The 21,942-nt window shown below is 56.1% G+C and carries 8 protein-coding genes and 2 pseudogenes; 3 read left to right on the plus strand and 7 right to left on the minus strand.

Going from position 1 to position 21,942, the window contains the following annotated elements:
• Positions 1-149 precede the first annotated feature (149 nt).
• Entirely contained in the window at positions 150-1,073 is a 924-nt protein-coding gene (argF, locus tag C8E02_RS04065; protein ID WP_047966259.1) for an ornithine carbamoyltransferase, read from the plus strand.
• 37 nt (positions 1,074-1,110) lie between these two features.
• Positions 1,111-2,331 (plus strand): argininosuccinate synthase, encoded by a 1,221-nt coding sequence (locus tag C8E02_RS04070; RefSeq protein ID WP_047966258.1) that lies wholly within the window; start codon positions 1,111-1,113, stop codon positions 2,329-2,331.
• Between the two features lie 452 nt (positions 2,332-2,783).
• Here the strand turns inward: C8E02_RS04070 and C8E02_RS04075 are convergent, their stop codons facing one another.
• From C8E02_RS04075 to C8E02_RS04085, 3 genes and pseudogenes are all read right to left on the minus strand, one after another.
• Entirely contained in the window at positions 2,784-4,217 is a 1,434-nt protein-coding gene (locus C8E02_RS04075; RefSeq protein ID WP_120809743.1) for an IS1182 family transposase, read from the minus strand.
• 588 nt (positions 4,218-4,805) lie between these two features.
• Positions 4,806-5,710: pseudogene (locus C8E02_RS04080) on the minus strand (IS3 family transposase); the annotation flags it as partial.
• 388 nt (positions 5,711-6,098) lie between these two features.
• Positions 6,099-6,308, minus strand: coding sequence for a hypothetical protein (locus tag C8E02_RS04085; RefSeq protein ID WP_147424429.1), 210 nt, complete (start codon positions 6,306-6,308; stop codon positions 6,099-6,101).
• A gap of 417 nt (positions 6,309-6,725) precedes the next feature.
• Between C8E02_RS04085 and C8E02_RS04090 the strand changes: the two genes are divergently transcribed.
• Positions 6,726-14,381 (plus strand): CHC2 zinc finger domain-containing protein, encoded by a 7,656-nt coding sequence (locus C8E02_RS04090; protein ID WP_170152094.1) that lies wholly within the window; start codon positions 6,726-6,728, stop codon positions 14,379-14,381.
• Between the two features lie 293 nt (positions 14,382-14,674).
• Here the strand turns inward: C8E02_RS04090 and avs1c are convergent, their stop codons facing one another.
• From avs1c to avs1a, 4 genes and pseudogenes are all read right to left on the minus strand, one after another.
• A complete protein-coding gene (gene avs1c / locus C8E02_RS17820) occupies positions 14,675-14,944 on the minus strand; it encodes an AVAST type 1 anti-phage system protein Avs1c (RefSeq protein ID WP_120809746.1) in 270 nt (89 codons plus the stop codon).
• A gap of 3 nt (positions 14,945-14,947) precedes the next feature.
• Positions 14,948-20,077: pseudogene (avs1b, locus tag C8E02_RS04100) on the minus strand (AVAST type 1 anti-phage system protease Avs1b); the annotation flags it as partial.
• A gap of 313 nt (positions 20,078-20,390) precedes the next feature.
• The gene (locus C8E02_RS04105) at positions 20,391-20,741 is read right to left on the minus strand and encodes a S1 family peptidase (RefSeq protein WP_120809748.1); all 351 of its coding nucleotides are present in this window, start codon (positions 20,739-20,741) and stop codon (positions 20,391-20,393) included.
• 8 nt (positions 20,742-20,749) lie between these two features.
• A complete protein-coding gene (gene avs1a / locus C8E02_RS04110) occupies positions 20,750-21,922 on the minus strand; it encodes an AVAST type 1 anti-phage system MBL fold metallo-hydrolase Avs1a (protein ID WP_120809749.1) in 1,173 nt (390 codons plus the stop codon).
• Positions 21,923-21,942 lie beyond the last annotated feature (20 nt).

Here is a 21,942-nt window from a genome sequence, read left to right on the forward strand (position 1 = left end):
CGCAATTCTGTAAAACATGAAATGTACATGGGCAGATATTGCGACAATCCGAGCCAGGCAACGCCAGTTTGCGTGTAGTAATGTGCCACTGCGCATGAAAACGCCACGTTTTCACGCTGCCGTGGCATTCATTTTTTCCGGAATTCAACATGACCAAAACCAGACATTTTTTACAATTCAGTGACCTGACAGCCGAAGAGTGCCAGCACATCTTCCACCGAGCACAGGTTCTGAAGCGACGACATGTCTCTGGCGAGCTGTACCGTCCGCTGCTGGGCAAGGTCATGACCATGATTTTCGAGAAGAATTCCACGCGCACCCGCGTGTCGTTCGAGGCCGGCATGTCACAGCTGGGCGGCCACGCCATGTTCCTCGACGGCAAGAGCTCGCAGATCGGCCGCGGCGAACCGGTGGAAGACACCGCGCGCGTGCTGTCGCGCATGAGCGACATCATCATGATCCGCACCTTCGAGCAGAACATGGTGGAAACGCTGGCCGCCAACTCGCGCGTGCCGGTGATCAACGGCCTGACCAACGAATACCATCCGTGCCAGATTCTGGCTGACATCCTGACCTATATTGAACACCGTGGTGACATCCGCGGCAAAACCGTGGCCTGGATCGGCGATGGCAACAACATGAGCCGCACCTGGCTGCAGGCGGCCAAGCTGCTGGGTTTCAAGCTGCAGATCGCCACCCCGGCCGGTTACGAGCTGACGGTGCTGGATGGCCAAGACTACGGCGCGGACTGCTTCGCGGCGTCGCACGACCCGCTGGCCGCCGCGCGCGGCGCCGATCTGGTGACCACCGACGTGTTCACCAGCATGGGCTACGAGGGCGAGGCCGAGGCGCGCCGCCAGGCATTTGACGGTTTCATGGTCACCAGCGAGCTGATGGCCGCGGCCAACCCTGACGCGCTGTTCATGCACTGCCTGCCGGCGCACCGCGGCGAAGAGGTGGCTGCTGCTGTCATTGACGGCCCGCAAAGCGTAGTATGGGACGAGGCAGAAAACCGCATGCACGCACAAAAAGCCCTGATTGAATACTTGATGCTGGGTCGTATTGACGACTGATCCGGCGGCAACCCAAGCGTATCTGAAAGAGAAAACGATGTCTGATATCAACAAAGTCGTACTTGCCTATTCCGGCGGCCTCGATACTTCGGTGATCCTGAAGTGGCTGCAAGACACCTACCAGTGCGAAGTGGTGACCTTCACCGCCGACCTGGGCCAGGGCGAAGAACTGGAACCGGCACGCCAGAAGGCGCTGCAGTTCGGCATCAAGCCGGAAAACATCTTCATCGACGACCTGCGCGAAGAATTCGTGCGCGACTTCGTGTTCCCGATGTTCCGTGCCAACACCGTGTACGAAGGCGAGTACCTGCTGGGTACCTCCATCGCCCGTCCGCTGATCGCCAAGCGCCAGATCGAGATCGCCAACCTGACCGGTGCCGACGCGGTATCGCACGGCGCGACCGGCAAAGGTAACGACCAGGTGCGTTTCGAGCTGGGCTACTACGGCCTGAAGCCGGACGTGAAAGTGATCGCGCCGTGGCGCGAGTGGGACCTGCTGTCCCGCGAAAAACTGCTGGCCTACGCCGAGAAGAACGGCATTCCGGTCGACATGAAGCACAAGAACGGTGGCGCGCCTTACTCGATGGACGCCAACCTGCTGCACATCTCTTTCGAAGGCCGTCACCTGGAAAACCCGTCGGCCGAGGCCGAGGAATCGATGTGGCGCTGGAGCGTGTCGCCGGAAGCGGCACCGGATGCACCGGAATACCTGGACGTCGAATTCGAGCGCGGCGATATCGTGGCGCTGAACGGCGTGCGCCTGAAGGCGCACGAAGTGCTGGCCAAGCTGAACGAGCTGGGCGGCAAGCACGGCATCGGCCGTCTTGATCTGGTGGAAAACCGCTACGTCGGCATGAAGTCGCGCGGCTGCTACGAAACCCCGGGCGGCACCATCATCCTCAAGGCGCACCGCGCCATCGAGTCGATCACCCTGGACCGCGAAGTGGCGCACCTGAAGGACGACCTGATGCCACGCTACGCCAGTATGATCTACAACGGCTACTGGTGGGCGCCGGAGCGCAAGGCGCTGCAGACCCTGATCGACTACACCCAGCAGAGCGTCAACGGCTGGGTGCGTCTGAAGCTGTACAAGGGCAACGTGATCGTGGTCAGCCGCGATTCGAAGACCAACTCGCTGTTCGACATGAACATCGCAACCTTCGACGACGACGGCGGTGCCTACAACCAGGCCGACGCCGGCGGCTTCATCAAGCTGAACGCACTGCGCATGCGCATTGCCGGCCGCATGAACAAGTAAGCCGGACTGATTTGGCTCATGAAACCGCACCTCTTCGGGTGCGGTTTTTTATTGCCGCTTTTATAATCTGCGGCCAACCTTACCGATCCGTATGCAGGGGGACAGCATGATCTGTGTACCAGCTTTTTTTACTCAAAGAAATTACATTTCAGCTTAAGACATATGGCTTTATTGGAGCGGGAGGGGGTAGGCTGTTTGTGTTTAACAAATAAGCAGGGGCAGTGCGTAGTGCTACCTTTCCAAGCCTCAAACACGTCAGGTGCCCATGCCTGCAACCGACCGCTTCGGTCGACGATTGGCCCCCTCCCCATGGTGGACATGGCTGCAGATCGGCGAGGCTGTGTGGAAACGCAGCACCGGTTAATGCCAAAGTGGTTCGCACCACCTCTTGCCGGGTTATCCAGTTCGGTCTCAGTGCGAACAAGGCTATTTAGATGAGTAAAAGGCTCCCTTCAGGCCTTTACTGCCGCCATTAACCCTGCAAATCCTATGATCTTCATGACTCGCTTCAAGTTGTAGGCAAGTACGTGCAAGCTCATCTCGGTGCTGACATGTTCCGGGGTACGTGTCAGGAAGTGCGTCGCCCCCATCCAGTCTTTCAATGTCCCGAAGGGATGCTCCACAGTCTGCCGCCGTAGTTTCATCGCACCAGGCTGGATATCCAGTCGCCTTTGCATGGCTTCCAATGTGGCTTCGTGCTCCCATCGATTGACACGTCGATAATCACTTGGCGTACACTTTTCTTTGATCGGGCAACGCGGGCAGTCTGAGCCCCAGTAACGATTGATCTGCAGGCCAGACTTAATCCGGGCAAATCGCCATTTCAAGCGACTGCCTGCCGGGCAGACGTATTCGCCAGCGACCGGATCAAACACGAAGTCCTCTTTGTCGAAGCGCCCTTCGGCCTTCGCGCCAGAGGTCATCGGTTTTGATACCAGCGCAGTAATGCCGGCCTCTTCACACTTTTGAATTTCTTCGCCTTTAAAGTAGCCACGATCTGCAATGGCTTGCATGCCCAAGACATCCAGTGCCGACTGCGCTTGTATGGCCATTTTGGCCAGTTGGCTGCGATCACTGCCGCTATTGGTAACTTCATGGGTAACGATGAGATGGTGCCGGGTATCGACAGCGGTCTGCACGTTATATCCCACCAGTCCACGGTTGGTACTGGTTGCCATGGCGCGGGAGTCTGGGTCGGTCAAAGAAATCTGCGCAGAGGGCTCTTGCTCTAACTGCGCCTGGATCTGCTGCAGTCTTTCCATGCTCTTTTTCAGAGTGGCCATCTTTTGCTGAATTCGCGTGGTTCGCGCTTCCGCTATCTCTGAAGGCTGGCGATCTGCGGTTTCCAGTGCACTGAGATAACGCGCAATGCAGTGATCAATTTCCTGCATCCGCTTCTCCAGTTTGCCACGCGTGAAGTTGCGGTCGTGAGCATTTACCGCCTTGAACTTGCTGCCATCAATGGCGACGACAGCGTGCGTGAATAGCTTCAGCTCCCAGCACAGCACAACGAACTGCTTGCAGACATTGCAGATACCGGTGCCATTGTCTCGTCGAAAGTCGGCAAGCGTTTTAAAGTCGGGTGCAAGCCGTCCCAGTAGCCACATCAGCTCAATGCTGTGCAGAGCCTCCCGTTCGAGGCGGCGACTGGATGGAGTCCGGTTGAGGTAACCGTAGATGTACAGCTTGAGCAAGATGGCTGGATGGTAAGACGGCCGCCCCGTGGCTTTGGGATCGACGCCGGCAAAGCCAAGCCCGCGCAGATCGAGTTGCTCGACAAAGGCATCCACGATGCGCACCGGGTTGTCTTCACCGACATAGTCATCAAGCAGCACTGGCAAAAGTGCGGCCTGCGACCTATTCTTTCCTTGAACGAACCGTGTCATTGCGCAACCCTCGGCATGCCATTAGGAACATCATAGACACGAAGACGTTTTCACACGGCCTCCGGCCAAAACAGCCATTCAGACACCAAGTGAACAATGACTGGTTGTTGCTACCAAGTGGTCATTCAATGCCCTGTGACTACGAGCCTATGGAGTGGTGTTAACTCCAACTCCAGCTATCCCGCTATTGGGGGAAAAATTTGACCTACCCTTGTCGATTACCAATTCCCATACTGTCTTTATGACCTGCGTATCGGTCACCCACGTCAAGAATTCGATCAGGATGGTGTTATGAGAGACTCATGGTGCAAACCGGTTCGGGTTCGAACCGGCAATATCGTTAGCGGTGGGGCTGCCCGCAATGTGCGGATTGCCGCGTTGGGGGGCATGGGTGAGATTATTGAAGAAGTTGCCAGATCGGCCGTCGAGCAGGGGTTGGCTCGTGCCGATACAGCGGTTCGCAAGCGACTTCTTCGCGTGGTCAGCGGTGCGAGAAGTATGCCTGCAGATGCCGATTCCCCCATAGCCCCGGTTAGCCGGGGTTTATATTTGGTTCTTATATGAACGCGCCCCGTCTTGCTAGGTAAGATGGGCCTTCAGGAAGTCCTGCCAGTCGTAACTACTGGACTGACTCCCTTGGTCGGAATGCACCAGCACCTCCTGCTTGGGCTGACGTCGCCATACCGCCATCAACAAGGCATTCAGCACCAGTTCCCTATCGATGCGTGATTGCATCGACCAGCCAATCACCTGTCGCGAGAACAGGTCGAGCACCACGGCCAGATATAGCCATCCTTCATGCGTGCGGATGTACGTGATGTCAGTCACCCAGGCTTTATTCGGTGTATCCACGGTGAACTGGCGCTGCAGGTGGTTCGGCGCCACCACCGCGGGCCTGCCACGGTAATGCCCAGGACGGCGGTGATAGCCGGTTTGTGAGCGCAGGCCCTCCCGTTTCATCAAACGTGCCACATGATGTTTACCACAGCGTTCGCCCAATGCCTGCAGGTCGTCATGCACCTTGCGGTAGCCATAGATACAACCACTCTCCAGCCAGGCCTGTTTGATTTGCCCCAACAAGCGCTGGTCTTCGCTGGCGCGAAGTGAATGCGGGGAAGCTTTCCAGGCGTAGTAGCCACTGGGGTGCACAGACATGACGCGACATAGACGTCGAACAGGAAACTGCTGCTCATGAGTCCGGATGAAGGCATGCCTTACCCGGACTCCTTGGCAAAGTATGCGGCGGCCTTTTTTAGGATGTCGCGCTCCTCGGTCATCCGTTTCAGCTCTGCCTTGAGACGGCGGATTTCAGCTTGCTTGTCAGCAGATTCGGCCGGTTTCGCGCGCTTGGGGTCGTAGCGTTTCAGTCATTGATACAGGCTTTGGGCAGATACGCCGAGACGGCTGGCGACTTCGGCGACGGGATAGCCACGTTCGGTAACCTGTTTAACGGCTTCAATCTTGAACTCTTCGGGGAAACGCTGCCTGCTCATGACACCTCCTTGTAGGGCCTAGTGTGAGGCTCACGAGGTATCTAGGAAAGGATGGGCGATTCAATGATACCTATTGGAATGTAATTTATTGAATGCATCTGTTGGTTCACATGAAAGACTTGCTTAAATATCCGCGAAAAAATGCGATTTATAGGGCTTTGTTGTTATTTCGCAACGTCGTCATGAAAAATTAGTCATCAATGCCATGTCGTTGGTTGGGGTCACGCAATCGGCATGGTTTTTTCTTTGAAATCAATGAGGTGGCTATCTGTTGCAAGCAGATAAAAAACAGGGCCGCTCAGTGATCTGCCCTGTTTTGGTGCAGTTTTCAGTTTTATGTGCTGAACTTTCAGTAACTATGAGTCCCTACAGTTGTAGGGAGGCAAAGTTAGTGAAAACCTCCTGCCTTGCCAGGTAAGGCTTTTTTCATTTTTGTGTGCTTGTAACGTAGCTGAAGAGGCGCAGAGTTCCTGAAAAAATCTGACTTTTCTGCGAAGTTGTTGAACAGAATCTGAGGAATTAGCTCCACTTGGTGGATGCGACCGTTTCCCTTGGCTGTGGCAGGCACGTTGTCACTTTTCTTCTGCAGTTCCTGCATGTACCTCATACAGTAGACCTCTTGGGGCAAAGCCGTGCCTGCCGTCCGGCAAAATTTTCTGGAGTTCGGCCGAAGAGGTCTTCCACTCCATCTGCCTTGAATGTCCGTTCAGGGCTACATTCCGGTCATTTCCCCTGCGCCATAGCCGAAAGGCGGAGTTCTGATTTGGGAGCGCGCACTCTCGACCCGATGCAGCCCTTCGTCACTGCAACGGAGCAACGACAGCAATCTGAAAGGAACAGTCACCCATTGCAGCAGCTTATGCTCTGTTACAGTCGTTCAAAATGCTCTAGCAATGGTGTATTTTCTGATGAAAGTACTATGGCATGATGGGGTCAAGGTTGTATTGAATCTGGGACAATCCAGACGGCTTGTTAAGATATGCCCACAAGGTCGAAGAAATTGGGAGGAAGAAACGTGGATCGGTTTGACATTGGTGAGGTACTTGCGAAGTCGCCTTTAGATGAAGTAGTACGGCGCCTCGGCATCGAGACCGAGAGGCGGGGAAACCAACTCAGTGCAATCTGCCCATTTCACCAAGACACTCGACCGTCGCTGCGTTTTTTTCCAGCGGACAGCAGATCTCCCGAGCATTTTCATTGTTTTGCGTGTGGCGCACACGGCCATGCGATCGACTTAGTTAAGCAAGTCCAAAGTGTAGATTTCTTGCCGGCGGTGCAATGGCTTTCGCAGAGCTTTGGCATCAAAGACATCCGGCGACAGCCAAAGAATCAGCCAGATCGCAAAGGCGCCATCGAAGGCGCACAGGCATTCGCGCTTCGGATATTTGATGAGCACCACGATACACAACGATTCCGGACTTGGTGCGAAGAGCGAGCCTTCGAGGCTGATTTCCTGTACCGCCAGGGGGTGCGCTGTGTGCCTCACTCGGTTCTCGTGCAAGAGTTGGCGTCGAGAAGCACAGGCGAGCGTGTTGAGCTGATCGATGGCCTGCTTGCTCTCGGCCTGATTAAGCGCTTGCAACAAGCATCCCATTCGGATCAGTACAAGCTTAGCTTTCCAGATCAATTCCAATTGCAGTTCCAAGACTACTTCCACGACGGGCGTGTTTTGATCCCGATCTATGGTGGTGCCGCAAAGCGACCGGAACTGGTTGGCTTCGCGGGACGGGCACTGCTGGCTGTGCCGCCAGAAGGAGTCCCCAAATACTTGTTAAGCCCAGGGTTTCAAAAAGCCAAATACCTGTTCAATGCGCCGAGTGCCTTTTCGTCAGCAACGGGGGAACTGAGGGACGGCGACACTGCAACGTTATATCTCGTGGAGGGCTTCCTAGATGCCCTACGCCTGCAGGCGTTAGGCTTGAACGCAGTGGCGCTTATGGGCACCTCACTCAGCAATGGGCAGTTAGAGCTGCTGAAGCACTTCGTTGATGGCCTGCCACAGGGCAAGGCTGAGTTTGTACTTAGCATCTTCCTCGACAACGATAAAGCTGGGTTTGCAGGGACGGATCGGTTGGTGCGACGCCTGCTGGGTTTGTCCGGAGTTGATCTGCGCTGGATTGGCCTTGATGGCTATACCAACCGTCCGCTTGGCAAGGATCCGGACACTTGTCTAAAAGTGCTTTCGAGCCGAGTGGAGGCAACGGACTGGTTGCAGGACTTCAATCGGCCGGCCGAGGCAGCCTTGCTGGTATCCGAATTGGGAGACATTGATGCCTCCGAACTGCCGAACGAACGCTGGGCTGAACTGAATTCCAGTGCTCGGGAGCGGGCGGTGTACAAGACTGCGACGACTATTCGACAGGTTCGTGGCTCGCGGCCTTTACAGGGCGTGATTCAGCGACTGAAGGCTACAGAAGAGAGTTGGGCTACCGAACTTTGTGAATTGCTGGGTACCGTTGAAGGAACACAGCGGAATCGGAGTTCCGTGTTGTTTCTCCAGGGCTTGGAAGAGCGCCTCTCTCATGCCCGAAATTTGGCGTATCACGGATCGCGCCGTGGCGAGCTCCCATGCGATGAAGAATCTTGGCTGACTTTGGATTTGAGTGCGCGCCTGTTTGATCGCATTGCCCAACAACGATTGGCAGAGCGTGGCTGGATCCAAGCCGCCCCATATGATGCAGTCCACCTGCCGCGCAAGCTTACGGCTAATACTACGGTACTGGATGACCCGCGTCGCAAGGTTATGCCACACCCGGCCGATTTGCACTTGCAACAGTTGCTGCTGAATGAACTGCTGACGCAGCGGCACGACTTGCTGAGTGTCGAAGGCAAGACCTTCTCGGAATGGATTCCTGCTGTTCGCTGGTTTTCTGCCACCCGCAAAGTCGAAGTGACTGGGCCGTTTGACGACCTCCCCGCTGCAGAAGGGGAGGAGACCACATTGAGTTTTGGCTACCAAGTAGATATGGATGTGCTGGAGGGCAGCAAGACCCCGTCAGACCAAGGCATGTTCAGGCCCTACGGGCAGTGTTGGCGCGACTTCATGAGCAGTTTGAGCAGGCAGTGCCACGCTATCGGCGGTCGAGTGCATGTGCTTCGACTGGACGCCCAGCGCTACTACGACTCCATTCAGCGTTATGTGGTACGCGATGCACTACTGGACTCGATCAAAGGGGCTTTGACGGGAACCGGGGCGGGCATCTTCGGCCCACTACTTGGCCGGAGCGAAACAGCTAGCACGCAGGAGGTCGCAGAGGCTCTGGTCGACAAGGTTTGTAACTTCCTCTTTGGCCACCAATACCGGCCCCCAAATACAAGAGCTGTCGGCTCTAGTCTGGATGCGATTGGGATTCCGCAGGGTCCGGTTCTATCTGCATATATTGGTACCATCGCCTTGTTCCCGGTGGATGCTGCGGCGCGCAGGTTCATGCGTCGCAACGTCCGACCGGGGCAGGATGGTATGAACCTGCCCCGCGTGGGCTATGCCCGTTATGTGGACGACATCGTGCTGTTCGCAGACAGCGAAGCGCTGCTGGCCGAGTTACAAGAGGTCCTCCAGACCGAGTCAGCTAAGTTGTCTATCTCACTGATAAACAAGGGCGAACGCATTAGATCCGGCACGCCAGAGCAGGTGATGCACCAGCTCAATGAGGGACGCAGTCTGGCAGCTTCGGTGCCGGCTTGGGAACCACCATTCGTTGGCGATGGTGAGTCTGGATGGGGTCTCGGCGGCGATCTGCCAGACGTAGACCGGCAATGCGCTTTGAAAATGCTGCGACATCCCGCACTGATGGACGAGCCGAAATTGATTCAGGAGCAGGTCAGGCAAGCCATGCAGGCTCCTGACCTCCGTCCAAACGATCTGGGCCTGTGCGCCCGATGGTTGTGGTGGCAGGTGGCCACTGAACTGTCCAACGAATCTCCGCAAAACGACCCAAGCTCGGCTTGGAGTCGCTACTGGCAGTTGTGGCGACATGTTTGCGAGGGGCACGACTGGGCCGGGGAGTTCGAACGAAGGGGCTACGCACAGCTATACGCTGTGGAAGGCCTGGACAAATTACTCGATTCCAACCCTTGGATGGAGAATGAACAAACCCATAGCGAAGTACCGCAGAAACGGGCAATTCGTATTGGGCTTGCGAAGCTGGTCATCTCGGCGGGGTTCTTCTCGGAGGTGCAACCTTCTGAGAATAACGTGCATGTCCAGCGGCGCGCGCGTCTTGTGGCCGGTAAGGCGCGGCAGCTTTCCGGCGGGCTGTCGACCACTCTACTAAGTCAGCCACAAGACACGCAGCCGGTTACGACGATCGAGTGGTTGTGCATGGCTGCTGAATTGGTACGTGCGGCCCCTGTCGATATTGCTGGCGCTGAAGGTACGCCCCCGATTCTAGCGCCCATCAAGAATCGGGTTGCTCTTGGCACCGTGGATGCTGTGGCATCGCAGGTCTGCGAAGTGCTACGGCTTGCGGATACTCAGGATGGGAAGCTTGGTGACGTATTACCCAACCCAGTGCAGGATGACGTAGCGCGGCTAGCACTTGGTTTGGTGATAGATAACGCGACCCCCAATCAGCGGCTGGCTGTTCTGACCAAGTTCCCGGGACTGCTGAGTATCCGCAGTAACGGTGACGAGCTTTCCTTGGTTCAGCGTTTACCTATCACGGAGATAACGTCACTGTGGGCCTTGGGTGAGCCGCAAAACGGGGCTCGATATCTCTACCGGTTCTCCTTGCCCCCTTCGCCCCTTGCGTCTCGAGACCTGGCCTGCGTTGAACTTGCGAGCGATGGCATGCCAGAGGCCAGGTTGGAGGCATTGAGCTTCGAATCTACGTCGCTCGGCCCCCAATCGTGCCCTCACCAATTGGTAAGAGAGAAGAGCATTGAAAGTGTTTCATGGGCGAAGTTTGACTTGGATTCATCGCCCAATTTGAGTCGGACTGAACTGGCGGTTCGCCTGTACGTCGCGCTAGTGGCCATGCAGCGGAAGGACACAAGCGATGCTGATCTAATGTACGTTCCTTTTGCACCACAGCTATTCCGATCAGGCGATGCCACGCAGCCAACGCTGCACTTGGTTGCAGAACCTGTGAAGCGCCATACGCTAGGTGTGAGCGCCTGGTACCGGGATTGCGATGGGCGGGTGCGTACGGTTAGTGTTCCACACGTCGGTGCTGACCTATGGCGTGCGGGCTGGGCGGTGGCCGACGCATTGGGCATGGCGGTAGACATGTCAGGAGAAACCGGTCTGCGCGATGAGCAACTGTCGGACAAGACGCCGATCTCGGTTGAGCACTATCTACTCCGTCAGCAGTTGCGCAAGCTGCAGGGTGTTTACTTGTCTGAGGCCCAGACATTGCGCAAAGATGAACAGACCGGCCTGCCGCGCACAGTAATGCGGGCGCTGCAGCTTCTGGGCGAATTCGATGGTCGTGCGGAACCTGACCAGCAAGTGCGACAGTTACTGGTTATGGAGGCGGAAACACGGGCGATGGCCTTGCGTCTACAGCAGCAGGGGGGCGAGAGTTTGCACGCGCTGTTGCATCAGGTGTTTCCAGCCGTGCTGAACAAACTGCCCTTGTGGGCCATCGATTGCTTGGCCCTGCCTAACCAGCCCGCCGAACACCAACCGCTGCGGCCAGATTTGGCACTCATGCTGTCGTTGTGCACGGCCATGGAGGGTTATTGGGGCCAGGGGGGGGCAGCGCATCACCATACAACCACTCCGGCTCTGCGTGCGGCGCTAGCTTTGGCAACAGCGGGAGCAGGGTTGCGTGGGAGCGTTGCCGCGCTATGGGGTCTGACACAGGCGCGTGGTGCCCTGCGGATGCCCGAGCGCCTTGACCTGCCAGCCGCTTGGCCGTTGCCTGATATGGTGCGCACGGATCCGCAGTCGGACTACAAAGCCATGCGCCAATGGCTCATCGAAGGCGATTGGCCAGCGCTGTGCCGCACCAGCCCTTGGCACTGGATGCTCGCGCTGACCGGTCTGTTGGGTGCCAACTTCCCACAGGCTTTTGAACTGCCTCAGTTGCAGCAGGTCTTTACCGCGTTGGCAGCTTGGCAGAGCCAACTAAGCGCTGAGGACGGCGCCTCCGTATGGCCTTATGATGGGCTGCCAGTACTGGATCCGCAGCAGTGGGCGACATTTCTCGACGCATTGCCTCTGGCGATCAGGCAAATCGACGATTTGCTTGGCATGCGGGTGGCCCCCTGTACTGCCCCACGGTATCGCCGCAACCCCCATACCGGCGAGTTCACCGATGCCAGCAATCAAGATTGGCTGCTTGGCAAGTCGCAGTTCACAGGACTAGGTGCTGTTGACCGCATTGCACGGCGTACCACCGGCGGACGCATTCTAAACGTCTGGACAGAGACCCGGAGAAAGGCTGACGATGAGCTACTGGCAGTGCATACGCTGGATCGAAAGCTGGGGGCCTGGTTGGAACGCGCCGATCACCCCGAGACAGCGTACGACGGCACGGGCGCTCCTGTGGCCATGCCCTCGGAGAAGCCTGCTGGCGAAATCGTCGAGCAGGTATTGGCTACCTTTGTGCCGGATGTCGCTGAGTCTGCCTCAGACCTAGCCCAAAGCTCTACTGACGAACTGACGGAGAAGCCTACTGGCAAAATCGGTGAGCAGATATTGGCTCCCTCTGTGCCGGATGTCGCCGAGCCTGCCCCAGACCTTGCCCAAAGCGCTGCTGACGAACCGACGGAGAGGCCTGCTGGCGAAATCGTCGAGCAGGTAATGGCTCCCTCTGTGGCGGATGTCTCCGAGTCTGCCCCAGATCTTGCCCAAAGCTCTACTGAAAAACCGACGATGCAGCCTGTGGCTGAGATGGACGGCGGAGCCAATATTGAGTACAGCAAGGATGTTGATCGCTTGGCGGAGCACCTGGACATTTCACAGAAGCAGTCCCGAAAGAGTCGTGCTGATCACAAGAATTCGAAGGCCCATTTCCGCGTTGCATTGTTCCAATGGCAGGTCGAGGACACCTATACACATCCTCTGAGCGAAGTCGGTTTGCGAGGCCTGCCCATTGGTGAAGGGGCTAAGGCCGAACTGCGTGGAATGGTCGCTGCCAATGGTGACCTCTCGGTCGCTGACAAGGCCGCCAAACGGGGTGAGGAGCACCAATGGACCAACAACGTGAAGGTCATGTCCTGGCATGAGCACAGACGCCGGACATTGATACGTCAGGCATTGAATGCTTGCAAGGATCTTGGCGTGCAATTGCTTGTGTTGCCGGAGGTCTCGGTTCGGAGAGACACGGTTGAGTGGCTCGAAGGCGTACTGAAAGACTTTGAAGGGTTGGCGGTACTGGCGGGTACCTATCGCCACTTTTCCACCAGAGCGGAAGACCGCGACCACCTTCGCGCACCGCTGACGTTGCTCTGGCGGCCCGAGACCGAAATGGCCAAGGCGCTTGGGCTTGGGAATGAGAACACGACATTCAAGTTCGAACGCGGCAAGAAGTATCGTGCGGTGGCTGCTAATGAGTTGTTCCGGCCCGATTTGAGTCAGCTCTCTCCGCTCTACACAGAAGTGAAGCTGATGGAGGAGGTCAAGAGGGAACTCAACCGTCGAGGACGAAGCATGCTTGGGCCAGATCAACTGCCTGAGCTGGCTCATGCACTGGTGCATTTGTCGCCACCCCTGCGCTATTGTATGGAACTGATTTGCTCGGAGCTCTTTCTGCTGACCAGTCCGGCCAATTTTGAACCACTGAGGAAAGAGGTGAACATGCTCTTGCAGCGGTTCCCTTCGTACTCTGAGGATACGAAGAAATTGATTCGGGATGACATCGAGGCGGTCGGTGAGCTGCTGACTGTTGCCCAGAGAAACCGGGAGCGGCGTTCGGTGCTTCTGGTCCCTGCATTTACGAGCCGCAGTAACGACTATTGGCACGCAGGGCAGGCCAGTGTGTTGGCTTCCGGCACGGCCACTGTGTTCTGTAACGCTGCCCACAAGAACAGTGCTGGTGGGAGCTGCTTCATTGGCATTAATTCAGTGAGTCGCTCGTCGGAGACCGCAGGGATTGTTAACTCTTTGACGCCTTATCACGGCTGGCAAAAGGGCATCCTGCAGGCGAACTCTGAAGGGGCGCTTTCGAAGCATGATCAGGCGCTTGTGGTCGTAGATATTGATCCAGTACATGTGGTGAGTGGTAAACCGAGGCCACAGCTGTTACCAGAGCCCATGTCCTTGGTGGCCTATCTGCCAGTGATCGAACTGATGGACAAGGACCAAACCGCTGATGGTGTAGTGCGTGCATTGGAGGCGGAACTTGAGGATCCAGGCATGGGGGGTAAAGCCAGGGAGCTGCTTGCGGCAACGGGCTTCCATGCGCATGACAAGTTTTACAGGGCTTACCAGACGCTTCTCAATGAAAAAGGGTCTGACATCAGCAAAGCGCACGGCGCAAAGGCGTTGGATGATTTTGTGAAGTTCTTCGCAGACCCGGATGCGTTGCGCAAGCGTTTCTTAGCTTGGCAAGATGAACGACATCAGCAGCCGAGTCTCGTGTCCGGAAGCCTGCAGTTGGAGCCGGCATGGCTCGATTTCTTGGTTGCGGATATGACATGCATCGATCAGATGGCCAAAGTGAGGGTGCCGCCATGGAAGGAGAACTTGGGAATAGGTGGGCCTTCTCTAGCGAGTGACTCGTGATCAAGGTGCTGAATTAGCTGTGGACTGTCTACAGGAGCTGGGGTAGTCCACTACTCTGCAGACCGGCAGATTTGGGTGATCTGCCTGCCATGGGAAGCACCGCAGTTCGTTGACCAAAGCAGACGCTCACAGATGGGGATCATGTCGTCTGCATTGTACAAAAAACCGGACATGCCCAGCTCTAGCAGTAGCTATGAGCGATACCCCTAAGACTGTGAGTCTAGTAGCTTGGGCAACTCGGTTTATTTCAAAGGGTCGAGGAGTCCTAGTGACGTCAGGCGCGGATAGTGACTTCAGCTCTCGCTTTCACGTTCAAGATTCCTCAGCATCTTACCCATATCGGTAGTGTGCATCTGATGCATCATATTCGTGTTCAGCCTAGTCGATTCATCAATGCTGAGCATATCGATTCGGCCACTAGGTAAGAGTCTTACATTCAACATCCCTTCCATACCATGAGGGTCTGCCTTGCCGGCGAGCAGCAGCTCACGTACGAGGTTGATTCGTTCTTCGAACTCTTCCCGCGTAACGGGCGTTTGCATGGATGTTATGTTTGGTAGCATGGGCTATTCATATTTGTCTATTACAGCTCGGGGTTGTCCGTTGATTCGCAGAATCCATAGCATCTGCCACCCAGGGGGGAGGTTTAATGCCTCACGTCGAATAACGAGCATCGATGCTTCATGACGACGGCTAACCCCTGGTGTTCTCACAGTGCTTCCGTCCCTCCAGTGATACCCATAAGTCATAGAGTTTGGTGCGCGTATCAGGCCCAGGAACTGCGGAGTCGCGATGGCAGGTGTAAGTATTCCAAAGTGGGCGAATTTAGCCTTGACGCGACCGCAGACCGCCATGCGATCGCCCGGCCCAGGATGAGGTAGCTCCGTCGACCAAAAAGTTCCATTTGACCCCCTCGGAATGTCCCGTTGCCCTGGGGGAATTAGGTGCGACGTTAGGTCTACCTTACCCACTTCCCCATTCAATTCAAGGGTGCACTGAACGTCCAAGTACACGAGCTCTTCGTTTGCGGGGATGTAGCTCGATTCCGCACCCGTCGATATCGAACGAATCAGGCCTGCAATCAGTCGTCTTCCATCAGTAGGTTCGACTAGGGAAGTCGGGTTGTACGCCCGGAGAACAGCTTCAACCTTAGAAAGCTGGTCAATCGATACTAGAGGGAAAAGGGCTACGTTTAGCGCATAGCGAACCCTTGTGGCCCAACGGCCGGGAACCACGATCAGCTCACGGAACCCTTTAGCCATCAACGCTTCCAGCTGCTGCACATCAGATATGGGGTGTGGTGCGCATGAATCCTGAAGTACGGACTCAAACTTTTGCTGGGCTGATTCGCTTAAGACGCCAAGGCCCACCAGCTCTCCCCAGACATCGTGCAAGCTTGGCGGTAAATAGTTTGGAGGCGGGCTGTTCGTTTTCAGGGCCACAGAACCTACGTCAGCGACAGCCTTGGTGCGTAGCACTTTGACTGCGTCGAGGGCCGAGGTAACCCCGTTCTTGCCCGCTCGTTCTGCTATCCGGAGAAGTGTTGCAAACCTACCTGCATGCAGGCACGTCCGCATCACCGTATCGAGATCGAGAAAAGGAGCGATCCGTTCCCACAATGTGGCAGGACTCTCTCGCGACAATATATCCAGCGATGCGGCAGCGATGTCTGCGCGATTACCACTATCCATCGAAACAGCGAGCTGAGTCAGTTTCTCAACCCAGACATCGCTGGAGCGAAGTAACCAGAGCACCATTGCAGCGGCCGTATCTCGACGTTCCCAGCTTGGATGATCAAGCGCCCAAAGCAGGAGCTCCAAGAGAGCAGCGGACGCACTGACAGGTGGCGTCGTACCGATGTATGAGAAACCCTCGGAAGGGGCCGCCCCCACCAGCTCACGGACATGATCCATAGAGACCGAAAGCAGTTGTGCTCGTTGGCTGGCGTCGAGCTTGGGCCCGATTAAGTGGATGAGGTGGTATGCGACTGTCCAGCGTTGGACGTTCTGCTCATCGAGCGCCAACGAACCATACAGCCGCGCTAGCTCATCGGCCGACACCACATTTTCCCGAATAAGTAGATCGGCCTCATTGGCCGAGTGGTTTCCAGTCCAGATGGACCATCCGCCGTTCTGTAGCGCTCTGAGAGCCAAGACGGCCTTTTCGACGACAGCTGAGGAGTTTCGGCGCTTGGCTTGCCTTCGGGCTTCTTCGAGAGCCTGGTTGGCCTCTTTGACCGAAATCCCGGAGCCAAATGTACCAGGCATGATTGCCTGGTCCCGGATGCTCTCCTTGTCATCGGTAGCATCGGTGGCTTCAGGCTTTTGTGTGCGGGCTGCAACTTCATCGCGCAGTCCGAACCTGGAAGTGAGCTGCTCAAATTGCGTCGGCGTGAAAGAAGCACGATATAGATCTAACGTCCCCGAGAGTTCCTTGCCCAAAGACGTAGGTAATGCCTTTACCAACCCATGGAAGAGGAGCCATGCTCGCTCGGAGTTCATGGTCTGAGTGATCCGACCAACTCTTTGGATTGCCCAAGCAAGATCCGTTTCGTTGTGTGATATCTCTTGGATGAGTCCTGCGTACGCGGGCCCCCAATCTCTAAGGTACCGGTCGTCTCCATGCTGGTAGACTTCTAGAAGAGACCATCGCACCCTCCAATCCGCCTGGGCCCCAGCATGCTCAAGCAGCCCTAGCAATGACGCTTGCTCTTCCAGCGCTCCGCCTGGATAGCGCATGCCAACGAGAGGTGCTACGCGATCAAGGTTTCCATCAGATGCCTGCTTGCGCATTTCTTCGATAGTACCGCATGCTTGGTGCTGAAAGTAGCACACGGCGTCGGCATACAGACCGCGTCGGCACAGCTCCCCAATGAAGGTTCCCTTGTCCGCTCGGACGTATCGCTGAAACGTCATTTCCCCACTGGCACGCTCCAAGTAGGCCGCAATTTGTGATAGAGCCTCTGGAGCAACGCTTGCATCCGCTGGCAGCGCAGCAAGCACGCTAGACATCACAGCGAACTGGTCTTCTTTGTACCAGCTAGGTCCCATCGAGACAGAGAGGACTGACTGATAAGTAGCGAGTGCCTCGTCTGGAGCTTCCATGCGAGAGAAAAGTGGAACCATGTATAGCAGCTCTGGGACGAGCTCATGTCTGTTTTCCACATTCTCTCTGACGTAGTCTCTCCAGCGAAGGAGCAGAGAAAACACCGCATCGGCGACATTTCCGGAGACTCCCGCGTCAATGAGCGTCCCGACTACTACCTTCAAGGTGCGTCGGAAACCTTCGTTGTACAAACCTAGCTGTCCATCAAACGATTGCTCGATAACTTCGAGAAAGTTGGCGACCTCCTCTGGCATACAGTCTAGATAGAGGTTGACAAGGTACCCGTACAGCAACGGGAGGATATTCTCAGGGATGAAATAGGCTTCCTGCCAATCGACGCGTGACGACAGTGCAAGATCAAAGCATGGCAGCAGTTCGTTTTTGAGGTATTCCATCGCCGCTATGAGTGCGGCCTGATCCCCAGAAGCCCTCGCGCGGCGTGCCGCACCGTCTATCCATGCAACGGCTTGAGCCAAAGTCGCCAGAGACTCTTCCCAGTCGTATGGTTCGGGCGCTCGCGGCGTGGGCTTGGTCTGGAGGCTTTGTAAGAAATAGGAGGCTCGGAGTCGCTCATAGGCCGCCTCAAACTCTTGAGCGTCAGGAAGTGCCCGGTTCTTTGTGAACAGCGGAGGAGTCTCTGCTTCCCAGGTCACTCCGTTGGAATAGGCCTCGACCAAGCTGACCGTAGCTCCTACCTCAATCAGTAGGTCCACGACGGCGAAGCTCTTCTCTTCGAGCTCGACTGAGTCGTCAAGTTTGCTGGCGATATCTGCAAGCAGGATGTCGATCTTGTCTTTCGGAAGGCGAACTCTGTAGTCCCATGCATGCATCTGCGCATGAGCAAGAACAGAGATGAGCAAGAGCACCTGAACCTTGTTGGGCGTACCCGTAGGGATCGGCCGTTGAGAGAGGGGCTTGTAGGAATGATCCAAGCAAAGATCATGCCCCATCATGTGGCCGACAAGGTCGCTCCAAAACCTCAACCCAGCATCGCGCGGAACATTGCTCTGTGCTCCGATGATAAGGCGAGCTACATGCTGGAGGAAGCGGTCTATCGACTGGTCAACTCCGGCATGGCTCGCTAAACCATAACCCTGGAGTTTGATTGCTGCAGCATTCAGAAAATCACTAACTCTTACTCCATCACGTGTGAACACTGAATGAAGCATCTGGTCAACCTTCTGAAGCACCCCAAGGGCTTCCTCTCGGCTTCCCGCTTCGATGAGCTTTCTAACGATTGCAAACGCCTCATCAGGACCCACGATGAGGTGTCCGTAGCGAAGGATGTGCCTCAGAGCTTGTTCCGTTTTTCCTAAAGAGATGAGAGCCTCAGCCACCAGGCTGGCAGATTGTGCGAAGAGGGTGTCGTAGCGGAATTTCAACCGCTGGGACAGGAGCAGAAGCCGAACAATATCTGTTGCTGTGCCTAGGTGAGTTGCCGCCTTGAGTGTCTCCTCGATGTCACCCAAGAGAATATCTGGCTCCGCGCCGAGGAGAACGGATCGGTCTACCCATTGTTGCTGGCACTCGTGTATTGAGGCTTCCTGCCTCTGAGCATCAGCAAGAAGGCCGTGGAATACCCGGTTAAGAGTCCCATAGTCGCTGCTGGCCGGTTGCAGACTGAAGTCGTAAAGCCGACCATGAACCCATTCGCCCAGTGTTGTCGTCTTGTGGACCACAAAGTCCGAGAACGACGAGTGATACACCTCCGTCGTGTCTGGCGTCGACAGCAGGTGGCGGATTCGGGTAAGGGTCGTAACGAAGGCCGCTGACTCTGATGGGGTCAACATGGACGTCAGGTTGGCCGTTGGTATCCCCCAGCGAAGTCGCGCAATGATGCCGAGTAGGTTGATGGCGTTGCTGTCTGTAAGCAGCTGCGCCCAGATGGTCTCGTAGTAGTCTTCAATGGACCCGCTAAATGGCGGCAGCATCTCCAGTTCGTCCTCACTAGCACCGCTGTTGACGAGGTCGACGAGATAGCGCAAATAGAGAGGATGGCCCTTTGCACGGTCGCAAAGAGCGGATACCAAGGTCGGGGTAACTTTGTCAGCCTCAAGGGATGACGCGCAGAGGCGGTATTGACTATCTTCATCCAACGCTGGGAGGGTTATTCTCCCTGCTCCTTGAAGGATGCCACCGAGCTTGTCTGCGATAGCATCCAAGCCGGCCCCGACCACCACGACCTCTAGTCCTTGCGGAATGCTTGGTGGCAAGAGGCCAATGAAGCGCTGCAAGGCATCGCCGCCAACAGCAGCTGCCTCATTGATCCCGTCAATGAAAAGTAGCCCTACCTTGCCGACGTTCGAGCAACGTTGCGCAAGATTTTGAAGAGCCTGGTGCGTTGCCTGGATGAGTTGCGCGTAAGTGAGCTGCATCAGTCGAGCCGGTTTACCCGTGGCTCTTACCGACTGCAAGGAGGTCAACCAGTCTACGAAAACCTCTGGTTGTGCCTGGAAAGCCGGAGTGGAGCCGCGACTGCGTTCGGAGAGGGCATAGACACCAAGCACTTCCACTTGCTTGGACTCCGGCGAGAAGCCTCTGCAATACGTGGACTTGCCGATGCCGTGAGCACCATCCAGGAACAGGTATCCCCCCCCGTCTTGCCTATGCTCGACTCAAAAAGCTCATCAAAGGCAGGTCGCGATGCGAACGGCGAGGTGTGCTCTTCTGAGGTGGGTGCTTCGATGAACACTCCGTTGGTAGTAAGGAGTTGGCGCAGTTGCATCATGCTCACCGCCCCAATGGCGTTGTCAACGCTTATGCGGAGCATCCCCTGGCAGCCGCTGGTAGTCATGAGAGCAGAGCCGGACATCCCTCGGTAGTCAGTCAGTATTGACTCGGGGCTGACTGAGAGATCGAGGTCAACACCGTTGACCAGCTCGTTCAAAGTCTGCTGTACCGTTCCTAGAAGGACCTGACCAAGCTGCAGCTTGACGACTGGGTATCCAAACGCAAACCATCGCTCGCCTGGTCGGGGGGGGCGATGTTGAGCGGTACGGGCTCGATCATCGAGCACTCTTGAAGCTTCAACAAGCAAACATCAAGGTCGACATCAAACGCGGCCAAGATTGCGGACTGTTTCGAAGCGGATTCTCCGATCCCGAAACTGATGTTTACACTGGTTCCTTCCGCGGTCTCTTTGCCAAGACAGTGGTAGGTCGTAAGTACGTACTCTGGAGATACCACCCATCCTGTGCCAGAGTCCTTCTCGCTCAGCACTTGGCACGTTGCCAGTTTCACTTCTTCTTCAGTCATCGTTTCCCCTAGATGTGGATCCAGTCGTTTTGAACGACGTCCACGCTAAACTTTGCTCCCGACCTTGACACGTGCGCCCGAAGACGAGTCGATGTGGGGGTCTCGTAGTTGAAGTAAATCTTCCGCTCGAAGTTAGCTGGCCTATCGACAATCTCGGCAAGGACCTCAAAGTCAGGATGTCCATGGCGCGAGCCATCCGACGAGATGAGGTAAACAGGAGCATCGATAAGGGCAAGAAGCTCCACGTTGGTGTTGTGGAGGCTGCCGTGATGGGATACCTTGACAGCATCGAACATTACCGGATCTGTACCGCTCTGGTGCTGCTTCACCTGCTCTACTACATCCGCAGCCCAAGCATCTCCCAAGAAGAGCGCCTTTTTGCCACCCACTCTGACGATTACGGCAATCGAGCTTCCATTTGTGGGGGAGGTGTCGGCCACGAACGCTTCTTCTAAGCTTCGAACGCAGCTGGCCGATATCGTCTTGGCGACTGCTGGTGCAGACTGCCGCGTCGAAGCGCACAACATCTCGTAGGCATCCTCAGCCAGTTCGCAGAGCTGTCCAGCCCCCTTGTAAGAGAGTTTGCGCATCTCATGGATCCACCAAGCGCGCAGCTCCTCTAGGCGAGGAACCGTAGGGCCAATTAATAGGATCTGAGCACCGCTCGATAACACATGCGGTACCTGCTTGGCCGTCATGCACGTCGTGCCATCGCCTGAGTTCCACAAGTACCCGTATTGCTTCAGAAGCCTAGCCAAGGAGCTTCCCTGTTTTGCACTAATCGGGTTCGCAGCAGGCTCAAAACCCTGGGGCAGCAGAAAGCCTCGCCTCTGTATCGCCTCGAGGACTTGGTGGTCGGATGCACTGCCGGAAGGACTATGCGAAGCCGGAAGCGATCGAAGGCTGTTGTGCCAGACTTCATTAATTTCAACGATGCTGCGCGCCCCCGACGTCCCATTCGATGAGATGAACTCGATAACCCCACCGATGTGATCGGCATCAATGTGGGTACAAATGAGTAAGTCTAGCTGGCCACCTGTCTGGGAAAGTCGTGTTAGATCCGGTGCAATGTACTCGTTGAATGTACTCGCATAGCCTGCATCGATGAGGATGAGGGAGCCTGAAGCGTCAATAAGAAAGGCGTCGCCATTTTTGCAGGGGTACATCTTCAATCTCAGCATGCAAAGAGTCGGCCATGTTG

Origin of the sequence: Vogesella indigofera, assembly GCF_003633895.1 — a bacterium.
Lineage (GTDB): Bacteria > Pseudomonadota > Gammaproteobacteria > Burkholderiales > Chromobacteriaceae > Vogesella > Vogesella indigofera.

Bases quoted from the DNA above. Each gene is read 5' to 3' on its own strand.
- C8E02_RS04105 (WP_120809748.1), bottom strand. From the start codon at position 20,741: ATGACTGAAGAAGAAGTGAAACTGGCAACGTGCCAAGTGCTGAGCGAG.
- C8E02_RS04085 (WP_147424429.1), bottom strand. From the start codon at position 6,308: ATGCAGGAACTGCAGAAGAAAAGTGACAACGTGCCTGCCACAGCCAAG.
- avs1a (WP_120809749.1), bottom strand. From the start codon at position 21,922: ATGCTGAGATTGAAGATGTACCCCTGCAAAAATGGCGACGCCTTTCTT.
- C8E02_RS04075 (WP_120809743.1), bottom strand. From the start codon at position 4,217: ATGACACGGTTCGTTCAAGGAAAGAATAGGTCGCAGGCCGCACTTTTG.
- argF (WP_047966259.1), top strand. From the start codon at position 150: ATGACCAAAACCAGACATTTTTTACAATTCAGTGACCTGACAGCCGAA.
- C8E02_RS04070 (WP_047966258.1), top strand. From the start codon at position 1,111: ATGTCTGATATCAACAAAGTCGTACTTGCCTATTCCGGCGGCCTCGAT.
- avs1c (WP_120809746.1), bottom strand. From the start codon at position 14,944: ATGCTACCAAACATAACATCCATGCAAACGCCCGTTACGCGGGAAGAG.